Below are 17582 nucleotides of genomic sequence, written 5' to 3'. Positions count from 1 at the left end.
GTATCGCATTCTTTTACATTCAAAATCATTAATACTAACACTAGGTTATCGCCAAAGTAATGAATAAAAAGAAACTCATTTTATTAAGCACGACCATCATACTATTTTTAGTGCTTTCCTTTTTACCTACACTTATAAAAAATTATGCTGTAAAGAATAGCAAGGCATTATTGGGACGTAAAATAGACATCAATAATTTATATTATAATTATTTTTCTAGCACCATTAAGGTTTGTGATTTTAAAATGTTTGAACAAAATGAAACAGACAAATTTACCACATTCGACACCTTAATTATAAACCTAGAACCCTACCGTTTTCTTTTTAATGAAAAGGTTATCGAACAATTTTACATTAAAGGGCTGAAAGTAAATACAATTTTACAGGACTCTACTTTTAATTTTGATGATTTAATTGCTTTCCATGCCACCGAAGACAGTATTACAGCGCCTGAAACAGACACTTTCAAATACAGTATTTCTAATATTGAACTAAAAGATGCTAATTTTTATTTCGACAATAGAAATGTTAATCATGTTACAGACATTGAAAACTTTTCCTTTTTCATTCCTAATATAGGTTGGGATCAGGAGGAAAAAAGTAATGCCGATTTAAAATTCAACTTTAAAAATGGAGGTTCTTTAGAGTCGTCATTAAACATACACCCTGTTGATGGCGAATTTGATGCAACAATTAATATTAACGACTTACTCTTAAATCCGTTTTACAAATATGCCTTAGAGCATCTTGAAATTACAAGTTTAAATGGGGTTTTAAATTCCAAAATAAAAATTACCGGAAACACCAACGAACCTGTAAATTCTATTGTTTCGGGAGAAGTTATTGTAAGTGATTTTGAAATGAAAGACCAAAACAGCAAAAAAGTTCTGGCATCAAAAAACATAAATTGCCAACTTAAAAACATCAATTACGCCAATAGTTCTTACCAAATTGAAGCCTTAACCTTTACGCAACCTTATGTGTATTTCGAAATGGATTCCATCACCAATAACATGTTTACCTTATTTAAACTGAACAATAACGGCGACCCTACTACCAAAGAAACGAACACAACTCAAGAAGCAGACAGCACAAACTCGAAACTCTATTATGCCATAAATAATTTAAGAGTTAATGATGGGATTATGGATTACAGCGACAATTTAACAGGCGAACGCTTTAATTATCATCTTAACAAAATAACCATTGATACCGATAGTATTAACAGCAATTCAGAATGGATTGATATCCAATCGCAAATGCTGCTTAATAACAGAGGGACACTAAAGGCGAGCCTTGAAATAAACCCTTCGGATTATACGAATATGAATTTAGATCTATCCATTGAAAAATTCTTGTTATCTGATATCAATATATACTCCAATTATTACATCGGGCATAATATTGTTGATGGTGATTTCTATTACCTCTCAAAATCGAAAATAACTGATGGAAATATTGAAAGTGAAAACCACCTCATGGTTAAAAATGTTTCAATTGAAAACACAAAAGGGGGTTTATTTAGCTTGCCTTTAAAATTCGCCTTGTTTTTACTAAAAGACAAAAATGGCGATGTTAACCTCGATATTCCTGTACGTGGCGATTTAAACGACCCTAAAATTAATGTTGGTAAAATTATCTGGACCACCTTTAAAAATGCCATAATCAAAACCGCCGCAAGCCCTGTAAATTTCTTGGCCGGATTAGTTGGAGGCGACCCGAAAGAACTTCAAGAATTAAAGTTTAACTACACCGACACCATTCCTTCGGAAAAGCAATTGCGAAAATTAGATAAGCTGTTAGACATTGAAAGCAAAAAAGAGGGTATTAAAATTGAACTTCAACATTTTGTAGATCCCGATTTGCAGCGCGAAGCTATTGCTTATTCTAAGTTTGGCGAACAGTTTAATACAGAAACAAATTCGGATTACACAAAAGACGAGAAAGCCTTTGATGCGTTTGTAAAAACTAAAGTTTCAGGAAATAATCTAGAAAACGATTCTTTAGATATAAAAGCTGAAGTCGTTAAATGGTACGGCACTACAACCTTAGATTCCTTAGCAGGCATTTATAATGCGGCTTTAATTAAAAACACGAATCAATATTTAAAAACCATAAAAAAATTCACAAATATCACGGCATTAAAATCGGATGTTAACACTCCTGAAAATACAGGTTCTGCATCGCGATTTAAAATAAACTATACGATGTTAGACCCATCGGATACCCAAGAAGCACAGCCCAAAGACATTCAATAATATTTTACTTTAATGAAGAACGCATTCTATTTCACGCTCCTTATCCTTTTAACAACAAGTTGTTCACTTTCAAAAAAAACATTTTCTGAAGCTGAAACCAAATTGATTATGAGCGGAGATAGTTTAAGTCCGATGCGTGTTTACAAAATAACCAACACGCAAGACTCATTATTGCTACGCACAAAAAGCAGCCCTGTAAAAGCAAACCCAAACGACCCTGTTTTAAAACATTTTGTAAGCCGACTTTACGCAACGGTTCGAGATAGTATTTCTATGGGAGTTGGCATTGCAGCACCACAAGTGGGGATTTTAAAAAACATTATTTGGGTACAGCGATTTGACAAGGAAAATTTTCCTTTTGAAGTCTATTTGAACCCAAAAATCACGTATTATTCTGAAACAAAACAAAATGTAAGAGAAGGCTGTTTGTCTATTCCTAATAGAAGCGACACTTTAAATTGCAGATCACTTTCAATTAAGATTGCCTATGATACTATGGAAAACAAACATGAAGAAGAAACCGTTGAAAAATTTACAGCAGTTATTTTTCAGCATGAAATAGATCATTTAAATGGCATTCTTTATTTAGATCATTTAGAAAAAGAGCTGCAAGACGCCAAACATTAAAGACTAGCTAGTCTTTTTTCAACTCTAATTTTTCAGCAAAATAATCGCAAAAATCCTTCATGGTTGCACTCATTTTATCATCTTGAGTTGCTCTATGAAACGTATCGCTCATCGCCACTAAGGTTTGATGAAAAAACACTTTCATTTCATCTACAGGCATATCTTTTGTCCATAAATCGATACGTAGCGTTTCTTTAGTTTTAGCATCCCAAACGGCAAGCATCATGGCTTTAGCTTCTTCGTTAGTTATTCCGCCATCTTCCGCCGTCCAATGCAGTTTTTCTGGAACACGATTTTCATCAAGTTCTACATTAAGTTCAATTCTAGATTTATGTGTATTGGCCATTATTTACGTGGTTTAAACTTTGAATTATTAAAAATATCTTCCGAAGATTTTGTCAGCATTTCTGCTAAAGACACATCATTATGTTCCATATAAGAACGAATTATTTGCCATCCTATATATTGTCCTAAACGCCCTGGAGAATCGGCGTCTATTTCTTCCAAATAAAATTTAGAAAACGGTGCTGGGTTTATAAACCTTCCCGGAATTTTTGAATCTGTACTATATAGTAATTCACGCTCTACAAAATAGCGCCAGATGTAACTTTCGTTCGCCTGTGCCCAATTTAATTGGTCTTCACTATAACCAATACGTTCGGCTTCGGTTTTAAACGGAATAACTGCATCTTTAAAATAAAGTTGCTTTCCAAAATAAATCATTTCATCCAATAAGGTTTTCCGCTTGGACTGAAAAATATATTTCTCAGAATAAGCTTCAGCTAAATCAACCACAATTTGTTCTTTTTTTAAGCCTTCTCTTATATATGCTGGAATGCTACCATAAAACTTGTGTGTGTTACCTAAATAAGAATCTAAAGCAATAATTGCAATGGTGTCGGTAACAATAACTTTGTTTCTGTAATCTACATCGTTTGTTACGGTAATCACTCTTGGCGCTTTAAATTGAGGAAAATAATATTTTAGATGATTGAACAAACTTTCAATTTCAAACTCAATAGCATCAAAAGTTGAAAATGTTTTATCTACTTCATTAAATAATTCAATCTGTATAGAATCTGTTTTTTTATGCAACCAAAAATCGTCTGGATAGTTAGAAGAAAACAAAAAAGGATAAGCCTTTTTCAATTTTGGCAAACTATCAGGTTGAACTTCAGCAAATAACCTATCAAACCGTTCAATTTTAACATCGGTATTAATCTTTGCAATATCGTTTGCCAATTTATCTTCAGTTTTGCACGACATATTCGTCATAAAAACAAGTAAAATCAACAATCTCATTAAAAACTTAAACGACATAAATTTTTATAAATTAAGCGTATGGGTTATTTTTGTTTGCAAAGGTACTATTCTTAGATTTAAATTCATTTAAAATGCAAACAGAAAAAGTAATTGATCACATTGTAAATTGGCTTAAAGATTATGCGACTAAAGCAGGTGTTAATGGCTTTGTTGTTGGAATTTCTGGAGGCATAGATTCTGCGGTAACCTCAACGTTATGTGCCAAAACTGGCCTTGATGTTTTGTGTATTGAAATGCCTATTCACCAAGCCGAAAGTCATGTTTCTAGAGCTCAAGAACATATTGCACAACTTAAAAAGCGGTTTTCTAATGTAAAAGATACCCGAACTAATTTAACACCAGTGTTTGAAGAATTTAAAACCGAAGTGCTTTTTGATGCCGACCAAGCCACGGTAGACATGGCTTTAGCCAATACACGTGCCCGTTTACGTATGACAACATTGTATTATTACGCCGGACTTTACAAACTTCTGGTTGCAGGCACAGGAAATAAAGTAGAAGATTTTGGTGTTGGTTTTTACACAAAGTATGGCGATGGCGGCGTAGATTTGAGTCCGATTGCCGATTTATTAAAATCTGAAGTATTTGAATTAGCCAGACATTTAGACGTTCCGGAGTCTATTTTAAACGCCACACCAAGTGATGGCTTGTTTGGAGATGCCAGAAGTGATGAAGATCAAATAGGTGCTTCGTATCCAGAACTGGAATGGGCCATGAAAATGGATGAAGCAGGTAAGACATCTAATACGTTTTCTGGCAGGGAATTAGAGGTGTTTAACATTTACAAACGTTTAAATAATAGCAACAAACACAAAATGATTCCTATACCAATTTGTAAAATACCTATAAATTTATCATAAGAATTGCAGAATATGTAAAAAATCATTACTTTTGCAGTAGGCTTAATCTCTCAATGTAATCAGCCCCTAATTGATTATTTAAAAAAGCTTCATATTATGATAAATTTATTAATAGCAGACAATCACCCAATTACTAGAAAGGGACTGGAAGTTCTTTTCTCAGCTTCACCTAACATTAAAATTGTAGGTAGCGTAGACGATGGCGAAGCCATCTTAGACTTCGTAAAGAAGAATCCCGTAGACATTATTTTAACAGAAACAGATTTTCCGAAATTAAACGGATTAACGGTTTTACGTTATTTAAAAAATGACTACCCAGACATTAAAACAATTATTTTTAGTGCACAACCCGAAGAAGTTTATGCCATAAACGCCATTAAAGCTGGCGCTGCAGGTTATTTAAACAAATCGGTTAATGTGATTACTATCAATGAAGCGATTTTAAAAGTTGCTGATGGAGGGATTTATTTAAGCAACGACTTAACGCAACAATTAGCATTTGGTTCACGCGTAAATAAAGGTGGAACTTTTTACAAAAAACTTTCTACTAGAGAGTCAGAAGTATTAAAACTTCTAACTATTGGTAAGAAAAACAAAGAAATATCTAAGGAATTAGATATTAACGAAAAAACAGTTAGTACTTACAAAGCACGTTTAATGCGTAAATTAAAAGTAACTAACTTGGTTGATTTAGTTAATCAAGCAAAACTTACCGAGCAGTTATAAAACTCGGCTAAGTTTTCTAGACAACAACATTTTTAGACCCGAATAGTCTTTTACTTCTTCAAGTATATTTCTATTCGTGTCTATTTTGTTTTGTAAAGTTTCCTGCTGAAAACCTTTCACCTTTTGGTCAATTAAAAAACAGCGTAAACTCAATATGGTTTCGCTTACTAATTGCGCTATTGTGGTGTCTTTTTCCTTTGGAAAAATATTCATTCTTTTCCAGTTATCCAGGCTATAACGTTCATCTTCCATTAATATGGTAGTGATTTCTCTTGCCATATTTTGATCGACCGAATTCACAAAAGTTTTAAGGTCAAAATCGGCATCTTGATTAAGCCTGTCTATAATGGTGTAATACAAGGTTTTAAAATGGGAATTACCAAACTCCATTTCATCATCTTGCAGATCTAAAAATATTTTTTCAAAAACTCTAGCTTGTTGAATAACAGGCTCTAAACCCAACTCCCCTTTTTCGTTTTCTTTTAGCACCAAATCTTCAAAATCTTCGGTTTTATCACCGTAAAGTAATAGGAGTTCAATAATTTTTCGTTCCAAAAGATACTGAACATCAATTTCTTCGGGCGGTTCTTCATGCCTAATAACTTCAAAAGCTTTCTGCTCGGTTTTTGCTTTTTTACTTTCTTCCTGACCTTCTTTTTTGGTCATTTGCGCTAAAGTACTAAACAGTACTTCCTCACTTATATCCATAATTCTTGCACATTCCTGGATATAGATTTCGGTTTTAATACGGTCTGGAATTTTAGAAATACTTTGTACAATATCCCTAACTGTATCGGCCTTTTTTATGGGATCGTTTTTAGATTCTTCAAATAAAACCGAAGCTTTAAACTGAATAAAATCTTTAGCGTTTTCATTTAAATACGTTGCTAATTCTTCAAGCGTATTCTGTTTTGCAAAACTATCGGGATCTTCGCCTTCTGGAAAGGTGCATACCCTAACATTCATACCCTGCTCTAGAATTAAATCGATACCACGAAGGGAAGCACGCATCCCTGCCGCATCACCATCAAAAAGCACGGTAATGTTTTTTGTTAATCGGTTTATTAATCTGATTTGCTCTGAAGTTAAAGCCGTACCAGAAGATGACACCACATTATGGATTCCTGTTTGATGAAACTGAATCACATCGGTGTAACCTTCAACCAAATAACAATTATCCTCTTTGGCAATGCTTTGTTTCGCCAAGTGAATACCGTACAGCACTTTACTTTTATAGTAAATCTCACTCTCTGGCGAATTTACATATTTAGCCGCTTTTTTATCGGCAATAAGAATGCGTCCGCCAAAACCCAAAACACGCCCACTCATACTTTTAATAGGAAACATAACACGCCCCTTAAAACGGTCGAAACGTTTATCTTCCTTTACAATGGTAAGCCCTGTTTTTGCTAAATAATCTATATTATAACCTTGTTTTAAAGCTTCATCTGTAAACGCTTGCCACTCGTTAAGCGAATAGCCTAAATCGAATTTTTTAATGGTTTCTTCAGTAAAACCACGCTCTTTAAAGTAGCCTAACCCGATGGCTTTCCCTTGATCGGTTTTGTGCATTACATTTTGGAAATACGTGCTCGCAAACTCGCTTACCAAATACAAACTTTCTTTTTCGTTTGCCTTTTCCTTTTGCTCGTCGGATTGAACAGTTTCTTCAATTTCAATATTATACTTTTTCGCTAAATAGCGTAAAGCTTCAGGATAGGTAAAATGCTCGTGTTCCATTAAAAAGGACACCGCAGTACCGCCTTTTCCGGTTGAGAAATCTTTCCAAATTTGTTTTACTGGCGACACCATAAAACTTGGCGAACGCTCGTCGCTAAAGGGGCTTAAGCCTTTAAAATTACTTCCTGCCTTTTTTAATTGCACGAAATCGCCAATAACTTCCTCGACGCGAGCAGTTTCAAAAATTTGATCTATGGAAGAAGGAGATATCAAAATATTGTGTTGTGAATTAGAATTGCAATATTAAAGAAATCATTTTTGTAAAAATAAGAATAATCACTTTTCATTCATATAAGATTCATGTGAAACTATCCTGACAACAATTAAACATCAACAACTCACGAAGATATAATATTCTTAAAAAAAATAATAAAAACTGATATTTTATAATAAAATTAATAACGTTTATTTAAATTTAATGATTTATCATCTGAATTAAACTTATTTTACTGAATTTATCATAAATTAACTATCTTTAAAAAAAGTGAAGCCAATGGATAATAAACAGTTATTTTCTTCATACCAACTACTTCCAAATACTTGGGATGAAATGTATAGTGGAGCATCGGCCATCCGATCACAATATGAAATCATTAATGATTATTTACGAAACACGTCTTCTGATGTTTTATATAAAAAAGAAGAACTTTCTAAACAATTGTTTATGAGTCAGGGCGTCACTTTTACCGTATACAATGATAAAGAAGGCGTAGAGAAAATTTTTCCGTTTGATATTGTACCAAGAATTATTACAGCTGCCGAGTGGGAACACATCGATAATGGCATTAAACAACGCCTAAAAGCACTTAATCTTTTTATTAAGGACATTTATCACGACCAATTTATAATTAAAGATGGTATAATTCCTGCCGATTTAATTTATTCTTGCCCTTATTATCTTCGCGAAATGCAAGGCGTTCATGTGCCGCATGATATTTATGTACACATTGCTGGCGTAGATTTAATAAGAAATAGCGATGGTGAATTTTATGTACTTGAAGATAATTTACGAACCCCATCAGGCGTAAGTTATATGTTAGAAAACAGAGAAATATCGAAACGTATTTTCCCAGGAATTTTACCTAAAAACAATATTAGACCCGTATCTAATTACCCCAATGTATTGTACCAAAAGCTTAGAGAATTATCGAATAAAAGCGATCCTAATATTGTGCTTTTAACCCCCGGGATTTATAACTCGGCGTACTACGAACACACCACATTAGCACGATTAATGGGGATAGAACTTGTGGAAGGTAGCGATTTAGTGGTTCAAGATCATATGGTTTATATGAAAACCACAAGCGGATTAAAATGCGTTGATGTGATTTACAGACGTGTTGATGATGATTTCCTAGACCCTCTAGAATTTAATGCCGCCAGCACATTGGGCGTTGCAGGTATTATGGCGGCCTACAGAAAAGGTAACGTTAATATTGTAAACGCTCCGGGAACTGGCATTGCCGACGATAAGGCCATTTATATTTATGTTCCTGATATGATTCGTTATTATCTTAATGAAGAACCTATTCTAAAAAACATAAAAACCTATCAGCTTGCAAAACCTGAAAAGTTTAAATATGTGGTTGAAAACATAAAGGAAATGGTAATTAAAAAAACGGATGGTAGTGGCGGCTATGGTATGCTTATGGGGCATGAAGCTTCTGAAGTAGAAATTGCTGATTATTTAGAAAACGTACAGAAAAAACCCGAAGGTTTTATCGCTCAGCCTATTTTAAAACTATCCACAGCACCTTGTTGTATAAACGGCATACTATCACCACGCTGTATTGATTTAAGACCTTTTGCCCTTTCGGGACCAAGTGGTATAGACATTACTCCTGGAGGACTTACAAGAGTTGCTTTAAAGAAAGGTTCGCTAGTGGTAAACAGTTCTCAAGGAGGTGGCAGTAAAGACACATGGGTAATTCAATAATTAAAAAATAAAATATGCTTAGTAGAGTTGCAAATAATTTAATTTGGTTAGAACGCTATATGGAACGCGGCAATGGCATATTAAGCTTGCTTAAAGTAAACTTTTATGCCAATCAAGACTCATCAGAACTGTTTCCTTGGACACCCATTATAAAAAATTATGCCGATTATAACAATACATTTTTTACCGAAAACACCGTAGAATGTCTTGATTTTATGATTTTTAACACCGATAATTCAAACTCTATTCTAAATATTGTTAGCAGAGCCAGAGAAAATGCTCGAGGTGTACAAGAACATATTTCTAGAGAATTATGGATTTGCGTTAATAATTACTACCTCTTTTTAACCAAAAAAGGGCTACGTGAAAAACTACAAAGCGAAGACCCTATTGAATTTCTTGATAGCTTAAAAAACTTTCATTTAATGTATTATGGGACTATAGATGTTACCCAAGAACGTGGCGCACCCTACTATTTTCTTAATATCGGAAAGTATCTTGAACGGATGATTTTAGTTTCAGATTTTACAACTATTAAACTGACTGAAATTGCAAAAACAACAGATCAACTTGAACAGAGTTTTTATTGGAAAAACCTATTATTTTCTATTGGTGGTTATCAACTTTACGTAAAAAAATATAAATCAACATTTAAAGAAGACCATGTTATTTCTATGGTTTTTCAAGAAAAATTATTTCCACGGTCCCTATATTATTGTGTAAACAAATTAAATATTAGTGTTTTAAAATTGATAGAAGGCGGGCAATTAGACAAACAAAATATTGAATTTTCTTTAGGGAAATTAGAGAGCATAATTAAATACACTTCTATTGAAAGTATTAACAAACAAGGCCTTGACCACTTTATAAATGAAATAAAAAAAGACATTAGTGACATTTCATTAAGCTTAAATAAAATATATTTTTCATAAATTAATTAATCAAGAACATGCCAAAATTTTATATCAAACATACAACTCAGTACAATTATAGTGATTTGGTTTTCGATGCTGCTAACCAAATGATGCTACATCCTGTTCAAGATGAATTTCAAAGTATTTCATCACATACTTTAAGTATCACGAATAATCCTAAGATTGAATCTCGTAAAGATTCATTTGGGAATACCGTTGCTACCATTATGATAATTGAACCACATAGGCAACTCTCTATTATTTCTGAAATTGAAGTCAGAACATCTCAAAAATCAAATCCAGAAGATACGATGCCAGCTCTAGAACAATGGGAAGCTTTAAAACAACTTCATACAAATCCGTTGTTTATAGATTATTTAAAACACAAACCGTTTAATGGATCTGCTGAAATTTTAGAACTCATAAAAAACAAAGCCCTCTTTAATTTAACACCATTTAAAGCCACTGTAGCCCTTTCCGATTATGTTTTTAACCATTTTAAATACATTAAAGGCATCACTAATGTAGATTCTAACCTTAATGATGTTTGGGAATTAAAAGCAGGTGTTTGTCAAGATTTTACAATTTTATTACTTCAACTTGTTAGAATGTTAGGCATTCCTGCGCGTTACGTAAGTGGCTATATTTGCCCTAATGAATCTGCCTCAAGAGGAGAAGGTGCTACACATGCATGGGTAGAAGTTTATATCCCGTTCTATGGCTGGATTGGATTAGACCCTACTAATAACCTTATTGCTAATGAATTTCATGTACGCCTCTCGGTTGGGCGAAATTACAAAGATTGCACGCCTGTAAAAGGCATTTACAAAGGCAATGTTGAAGAAGATTTAATAGTAAAAGTAGAAATAAATACAACTAAAAACACCGACCCTTTTTCGAATAACGATGCAACCTATACGAAAAACCAAAATAGCTACAGACAAAGTCTTGAAAGACCACGAACATCAAATCACCAACAACAGCAGCAACAATAATTAAAAGTTGATGGATGTCTTTTTTTTGAAAAATCTTATCTTTAAGAAAAAACATTATGATTGAACAAATTATAACTTCAGGAAAAAATGTGCTTGCCATAGAAGTGATTGATGGTTTTACTGAAACCGACGAAAAGTTATGCCAGAAATTCTTCAAAGAAAAAGTCGATGACGGCTCTAAACAAGTTCATATTTTAGTAAAACTAGACGAAATGAAACTTAGCCACACAAGTATTAAAGCTTTTATGGAAGACAGTGTTTTTGCTTTAAAAAACTACAAACACATTGGCCATCTTGCCATTGTAGCCGATTCTAACTTACTGAAAGCTTTAGTGCCTGTTGATAATTTATTTTTCAAAAATGCTGATGAAGGCCGAATGGAACATTATTTTGATAAAACCGAAATGGCTGAAGCTTTAGCTTTTGTTAATGGAGGGGAATGAGTTGATTGCTAGAGTAATTCCAAGCTTAAATCAGCATACATTGCGTACCGTTCTTCTATAGGTTATTTTATTGATTTTCTATTTTCACAAATCCTAAAACAGAAGCTAAATATGTATTTTCCTTTAAAATTTTATCAGATTTCTTTACGCTTAAATATCCGTAGCCTAATCCCATAATAATTATCATCTTCCATATCATTCCTGAAAAAAGATAAATAGGATTAATTAAGAACAAAATAACATAATAGATAATAAATAGACTAAGCGGTATAAAAAGGGCAATTTTTGGTTTCTTAAACGTTAAAAAACCAAAACCTACTAATATGAGTCCAAGTGAAATACTAAATACATATTCAAAAGTGGTTGATATTTTAAATATTGGCAAGAAAGGCACTATTATATTAAATGCTCCTAATAAAAAAAGAATGTTTCTTGATTTTTTTAGGCGTTCAATAGATTGTAACACATCACTTTTTTGCATAATTTGCTTTGCGATAAAGGCTGCTTGCTCTTTTTCAGTTCCTTTAATAGGATAGTTACACAAATCACAAAATTCTTCAGATTCTATTCTTTCTGTTTTACAATTTTTACATTCAGTCATTTTGGTTAGTTTTAAGTTGTATGGTTGTATCTAAACAACAAACACCCCTACTTCTTCCTGTCAATTACATAATTGACCATAAGTTCTAAGGAATCTTTGAATTTAGAATTTGGGTAAGTACTTAAAAGTTGAAGTGCTTCTTCTTGGAATGCTTTCATTTTGGTAACGGCATAATCTAAACCACCTTGATCTTTTACAAAAGTGATGACTTCTTTAACGCGCTTACTGTCTTTGTTATGGTTTTTTATGGAATTTATCAACCATTTTTTATCTGATTTCGAAGCGTGATTTAAGACATAAATTAAGGGTAAAGTCATTTTTTGCTCCTTAATATCAATGCCTGTTGGTTTGCCTATTTGCGCATCGCCATAATCGAACAAATCATCTTTAATTTGAAAAGCCATACCTATAAGCTCACCAAATTTACGCATGGTTTCTACGTGAACCGATTCTGGTTTTACTGAAGCGGCACCCAAACTACAACAAGCCGCTATTAAAGTGGCTGTTTTTTGGCGAATAATTTCGTAATAAACGTCTTCGGTGATATCTAGTTTTCGGGCTTTTTCAATTTGAAGTAACTCGCCTTCGCTCATTTCTCTAACGGCGATGGATATGATTTTTAATAAATCAAAATCATTATTATCGATGGATAACAACAAACCTTTTGAAAGTAAAAAATCGCCAATTAAAACGGCTATTTTATTTTTCCAAAGGGCATTTACAGAGAAGAATCCGCGACGACGATTACTATCGTCTACTACATCATCGTGTACTAAAGTTGCGGTGTGAATAAGCTCTATAACCGATGCGCCTCGATAAGTACGCTCGCTAACTTCGCCGTTTGAAACCATTTTAGCCACTAAAAACACGAACATGGGGCGCATTTGCTTCCCTTTTCGGTTTACAATATAAGTGGTAATTCGGTTAAGTAAAGCCACTTTACTAGACATTGACAATAGGAACTTTTGTTCGAAAAGATCCATTTCAAAGGCTATAGGTTGTTTAATTTGCTCTACTATTTTCAAATGTCGGAGTTATGATGATTCAAATATAAGTTATAGAAAATAAATATTTTATGACTATTGTGCTTTTTGAGTAAAATTTTTATGCTTTAAAACGCGTTCTCGATGCCATTTTCTACTGAAAATTACTCGAACAGACCTTCGATTCGCTTAACAAAACTGAAATTAGTTTAAGATTTATTTGCTAATTGGCCGCATGCAGCGTCGATATCCTTACCACGACTGCGACGTACATTTACGACAATTCTATTTTTTTCAAGGGTATGAATATAATTTTCTAATGCCTGATTCGTGGCTTGCTGAAACTCACCATCGTCAATAGGATTGTATTCTATAATATTGACTTTACAAGGCACGTATTTACAAAATTTCACGAAGGCATCGATGTCTTTTTGGGTGTCGTTTATCCCGTTCCAAACCACATATTCGTAGCTTATTTTACGTTTTGTTTTTAAATACCAATACTCTAAAGCTTCGCGTAAATCTTGTAATGGAAAGGTTTCATTAAAAGGCATGATGGCGGTTCTTACCTCATCGATTGCCGAATGCAGGGATACGGCTAAATTAAATTTAACGCCATCATCGGCCATTTTTTTAATCATTTTTGGCACGCCTGAAGTAGAAACCGTGATACGTTTTGGCGACATTCCTAAACCTTCATCGGAAGTTATTTTATCGATAGCTTTAATGACGTTATTGTAATTCATGAGCGGCTCACCCATACCCATAAAAACGATGTTACTTAAAGGGCGGTTATGATACAAACGGCTTTCGTTATCAATCGCTACAACCTGATCGTAAATTTCATCGGGATTAAGATTTCGCATGCGTTTTAAACGTGCGGTGGCACAGAACTTACAGTCTAAACTACAACCCACTTGACTAGAAACACAGGCCGTTGTTCGGGTTGCTGTTGGAATTAAAACCGACTCCACGATTAAACCATCATGCAAGCGTACCGCATTTTTTACGGTGCCATCACTACTACGTTGTAGATTATCAACTTTTATATGATTGATTACAAAATTAGCTTTTAGCATGTCTCGCGTTTCTTTTGAAATATTGGTCATATCCTCAAAAGTATGTGCTGCTTTTTGCCAAAGCCACTCGTAAACTTGATTGCCACGAAAGGCTTTATCGCCTTCTTTTACAAAGAATTCTCGAAGTTGCTCCTTAGTTAATGCGCGTATGTCTTTTTTTCCTGTTGCCATAGTGCTGCAAAAATAGTGAAAATTAAAACCTACTTGATTGTATATGGATGGAAAGTATTGAACACCTTCCTTAATCCCTCCTTATTAGGAGGAAAACTGTTGTGCCTGAGTTTCCCCTCTAGAAAGAGGGGACTAAGGGGTGTGTTTGCGAAAAGTTTGCTCATTATTAAAAACATAACATGAATTCACAAAAACCTAATCAATTAAAACTGCAAAAAAACATCATCTCTTATTCTTTAGATGAAAACCAAAAAACACCTCCCTTAATCCCTCCTTTTTAGGAGGGAAACTGTTATGCATGAGTTTCCCCTCTAGAAAGAGGGGACTAAGGGGTGTGTTTCTCGAAGATTACAAATGCATATAAATTGAAGCAGTGTTTCGCATTAGGCCTGCCTGCCGGCGGGCAGGGATTGAGGCCTTGCTGGAGCTCTTTAATTTAATATAGAAAACAGTGAATAAAGCCCGCCCCTTGGGTAATGCCCAAATCATTAAAACAGAAATTAATAGGCACAAAAAAAGCCCCTTAAAAAAGAGGCTTAATGTTTAAAATATTTTGTTATTAGATGATTAACATCGCATCACCATAACTATAGAATTTGTATCCTTCTTTTACAGCTTCATCGTAAGCACGTTTCATAAAATCGTGACCTGCAAAAGCCGACACCATCATTAACAATGTCGATTTTGGCGTATGAAAGTTTGTAATCATACTGTTGGCGATACTAAAATCGTAAGGAGGGAAAATAAATTTATTAGTCCATCCATCAATCTCGTTTAATCTACCGTTTGAAGAAACAGCACTTTCGATAGCTCGCATCGCGGTAGTACCAACGGCACAAACACGACGTTTTTCATCGATACCTTTATTTACGATACTAACAGCTTTCTCATCGATTTTAAGCTCTTCGCTGTCCATTTTGTGTTTCGATAAATCTTCAACCTCAACTGGATTAAAAGTTCCTAAACCAACGTGTAAAGTAACTTCTGCGAAATTAACACCTTTAATTTCTAAACGCTTTAATAGGTGTTTTGAAAAGTGAAGTCCCGCAGTTGGAGCCGCTACAGCACCTTCATTTTTAGCAAAAATGGTTTGGTAACGCTCTTCATCTTCTGGTTGTACTTCTCTTTTAATGTATTTAGGAAGTGGTGTTTCGCCAAGTTCGTTTAATTTTAAACGGAATTCTCTGTACGACCCGTCATATAAAAAACGTAAAGTTCGACCTCTTGAAGTGGTATTATCGATAACCTCTGCAACTAGAGTATCGTCGTCGCCAAAATAAAGTTTGTTTCCAATTCTAATTTTACGTGCAGGATCTACCAAAACATCCCAAAGGCGTTGTTCTTCGTTTAGCTCTCTTAATAAGAAAACTTCAATTCTAGCACCCGTTTTTTCTTTGTTACCATATAATCTGGCTGGAAAAACTTTAGTGTTATTTAAAATTAAAACATCGTCTTCATTAAAATAGTCGATTAAATCTTTAAACATTTTATGTTCAATGGTTTGCTCTTTTCTATTTAAAACCATTAAACGAGATTCATCTCTATTTTCTGCTGGATATTCTGCTAATAATTCATCAGGTAAATCAAAACCAAAGTTTGATAATTTCATAAGCGTTCTTTGTTATTTTATATGAGAACCGCAAATATACAATCTGCGACTAGGCGTTGTCAAGTAAATACGTGATTATTATTTTGTTATTTCGAAACCTAGGGTTTTTAAATCGTCCCAAAATGTTGGATAAGACTTTGAAACCACCATGGCGTCTTCAATAATAATAGGCACATTTAAAGCCAAAGGCGCAAAGGCCATGGCCATTCTATGATCGTTATAAGTGGCTATAGAAACCATACTGTTTATTTCGCATGAACCCTTTAAATGCAAGGAATCGTCGGTAATTCTAACTTCGCCTCCTAACTTTTCGATTTCGGTTTTTAAGGCCACCAAGCGATCGGTTTCTTTAATTTTTAAGGTATGCAAACCTGTTAAATAACATGGCATGCCTAAAGCAAAACAAGATACGGCAATGGTTTGAGCGATATCTGGTGCGTTTCGCAAATCTAAATGCAAACGACCATCGTCTTCTCGTTCTTTTTTTATGGTTAAAGCGTTTCCATTAAAAGTTGCCGAAACACCGAAATTTTTATAGATCTCGATTAAGGCCGAATCACCTTGTAATGAATTTTCCTTATACGATGAAATGGTTACTTCTGTTCCAATATCACTTAATGCTACAATACTGAAATAGTATGATGCAGAGGACCAATCGGACTCGACCGTTAAAGTTTTTGGCGTTAAAGTTTTGGTGTTAGGTTTTACTGAAATAATATTCCCTTCAAACGATGATTCTACGCCTATTTCGTCTAATAAGGCTAGAGTCATTTTAATATAAGGGATTGAAGTAATTTCGCCTTCTAAGGTTAATTCCACCCCGTTTTCTAACTTAGACCCAATTAATAATAGTGCAGAAATGTACTGACTACTCACATTGGCGTTTAAGGATACTTTATTTTTTAGGAGTTTTTTTCCTGTGATTTTTATAGGCGGAAAACCTTCATCTTGTACATAACTAATTTCAGCGCCTAAAATTTTTAAAGCTTCTACCAATATTTTAATAGGACGCTCTGTCATTCTTTTAGAACCTGTTAATAGGGTTTCTCGACCTTCTTGAATTGAAAAATAAGCCGTTAAGAAACGCATGGCTGTTCCAGCGTGATGGATATCAACTAGTTCTTCTGATGAACTTAAAGCGCTGGTCATTATGTTACTATCGTCTGAATTTGAAACATTTTCCAGTTTAAACTCTGGATATAAAGCTTGAAGCAATAACAATCGGTTCGATTCACTTTTAGAACCGGTGATTTGAATGGATGATTGTTTTGCTATTTTAGATTTTTGAAGTGTAAAGTGCATAAATTTCTTTTTAAA

The 17582-nt window shown here is 34.0% G+C and carries 16 protein-coding genes; 8 read left to right on the top strand and 8 right to left on the bottom strand.

What is annotated here, in order from left to right; translation table 11 throughout:
• Nucleotides 1-59 precede the first annotated feature (59 nt).
• The gene (locus tag H6X70_RS06230) at nt 60-2258 is read left to right on the top strand and encodes a DUF748 domain-containing protein (protein WP_194766808.1); all 2199 of its coding nucleotides are present in this window, start codon (nt 60-62) and stop codon (nt 2256-2258) included.
• A gap of 12 nt (nt 2259-2270) precedes the next feature.
• Nucleotides 2271-2885 (top strand): peptide deformylase, encoded by a 615-nt coding sequence (def, locus tag H6X70_RS06225; RefSeq protein WP_194766807.1) that lies wholly within the window; start codon nt 2271-2273, stop codon nt 2883-2885.
• Between the two features lie 7 nt (nt 2886-2892).
• On the opposite strand, the gene gldC is transcribed toward def, so the two are convergent.
• Together gldC and gldB are read right to left on the bottom strand one after the other, a co-directional pair.
• Nucleotides 2893-3231, bottom strand: a complete 339-nt coding sequence (gldC, locus tag H6X70_RS06220) for a gliding motility protein GldC (protein ID WP_194766806.1) — start codon at nt 3229-3231, stop codon at nt 2893-2895.
• Nucleotides 3231-4187 (bottom strand): gliding motility lipoprotein GldB, encoded by a 957-nt coding sequence (gldB, locus tag H6X70_RS06215; protein ID WP_194766837.1) that lies wholly within the window; start codon nt 4185-4187, stop codon nt 3231-3233. The genes gldC and gldB overlap by 1 nt, the downstream gene beginning before the upstream one ends.
• A gap of 92 nt (nt 4188-4279) precedes the next feature.
• On the opposite strand from gldB, the gene nadE reads away from it, so the two are divergent.
• Both nadE and H6X70_RS06205 read left to right on the top strand, forming a co-directional pair.
• Nucleotides 4280-5068, top strand: a complete 789-nt coding sequence (gene nadE, locus H6X70_RS06210) for an NAD(+) synthase (RefSeq protein WP_194766805.1) — start codon at nt 4280-4282, stop codon at nt 5066-5068.
• A 96-nt stretch (nt 5069-5164) separates the two neighbouring features.
• Nucleotides 5165-5794, top strand: a complete 630-nt coding sequence (locus H6X70_RS06205; protein WP_194766804.1) for a response regulator transcription factor — start codon at nt 5165-5167, stop codon at nt 5792-5794.
• Here the strand turns inward: H6X70_RS06205 and dnaG are convergent.
• The gene (gene dnaG / locus H6X70_RS06200) at nt 5789-7747 is read right to left on the bottom strand and encodes a DNA primase (protein WP_194766803.1); all 1959 of its coding nucleotides are present in this window, start codon (nt 7745-7747) and stop codon (nt 5789-5791) included. The two genes, H6X70_RS06205 and dnaG, sit on opposite strands and share 6 nt — an antisense overlap.
• Before the next feature lie 280 nt (nt 7748-8027).
• Here dnaG and H6X70_RS06195 point away from each other — a divergent pair, with 280 nt between their 5' ends.
• From H6X70_RS06195 to H6X70_RS06180, 4 genes are read left to right on the top strand one after another with little or no spacing between them, the layout of a single operon-like run.
• On the top strand, nt 8028-9470 hold the full coding sequence (locus tag H6X70_RS06195) for a circularly permuted type 2 ATP-grasp protein (RefSeq protein ID WP_194766802.1): 1443 nt from the start codon (nt 8028-8030) through the stop codon (nt 9468-9470).
• A gap of 14 nt (nt 9471-9484) precedes the next feature.
• Entirely contained in the window at nt 9485-10402 is a 918-nt protein-coding gene (locus H6X70_RS06190) for an alpha-E domain-containing protein (RefSeq protein ID WP_194766801.1), read from the top strand.
• Nucleotides 10403-10419: 17 nt separating this feature from the next.
• A complete protein-coding gene (locus tag H6X70_RS06185; RefSeq protein WP_194766800.1) occupies nt 10420-11379 on the top strand; it encodes a transglutaminase domain-containing protein in 960 nt (319 codons plus the stop codon).
• 56 nt (nt 11380-11435) lie between these two features.
• The gene (locus H6X70_RS06180; RefSeq protein ID WP_194766799.1) at nt 11436-11822 is read left to right on the top strand and encodes an STAS/SEC14 domain-containing protein; all 387 of its coding nucleotides are present in this window, start codon (nt 11436-11438) and stop codon (nt 11820-11822) included.
• A gap of 67 nt (nt 11823-11889) precedes the next feature.
• On the opposite strand, the gene H6X70_RS06175 is transcribed toward H6X70_RS06180, so the two are convergent.
• The 5 genes from H6X70_RS06175 to H6X70_RS06155 all read right to left on the bottom strand — a co-directional run bounded on the left by H6X70_RS06175 (nt 11890) and on the right by H6X70_RS06155 (nt 17567).
• Nucleotides 11890-12423, bottom strand: coding sequence for a hypothetical protein (locus H6X70_RS06175; RefSeq protein ID WP_194766798.1), 534 nt, complete (start codon nt 12421-12423; stop codon nt 11890-11892).
• A 47-nt stretch (nt 12424-12470) separates the two neighbouring features.
• On the bottom strand, nt 12471-13448 hold the full coding sequence (locus tag H6X70_RS06170; protein WP_194766797.1) for a polyprenyl synthetase family protein: 978 nt from the start codon (nt 13446-13448) through the stop codon (nt 12471-12473).
• A 167-nt stretch (nt 13449-13615) separates the two neighbouring features.
• Entirely contained in the window at nt 13616-14656 is a 1041-nt protein-coding gene (gene rlmN / locus H6X70_RS06165) for a 23S rRNA (adenine(2503)-C(2))-methyltransferase RlmN (protein ID WP_194766796.1), read from the bottom strand.
• Nucleotides 14657-15215: 559 nt separating this feature from the next.
• Nucleotides 15216-16265: a tRNA preQ1(34) S-adenosylmethionine ribosyltransferase-isomerase QueA gene (gene queA, locus H6X70_RS06160; protein ID WP_194766795.1), complete on the bottom strand. Its 1050-nt coding sequence runs from the start codon at nt 16263-16265 to the stop codon at nt 15216-15218.
• 78 nt (nt 16266-16343) lie between these two features.
• The gene (locus H6X70_RS06155; RefSeq protein WP_194766794.1) at nt 16344-17567 is read right to left on the bottom strand and encodes a 3-phosphoshikimate 1-carboxyvinyltransferase; all 1224 of its coding nucleotides are present in this window, start codon (nt 17565-17567) and stop codon (nt 16344-16346) included.
• Nucleotides 17568-17582 lie beyond the last annotated feature (15 nt).

The sequence above is a fragment of the Tamlana sp. I1 genome (assembly GCF_015355625.1).
Classification (GTDB): domain Bacteria; phylum Bacteroidota; class Bacteroidia; order Flavobacteriales; family Flavobacteriaceae; genus Pseudotamlana.
Note: the sequence above shows the minus strand (reverse complement) of the source record. Positions and strands in the feature narration are given on the sequence as shown.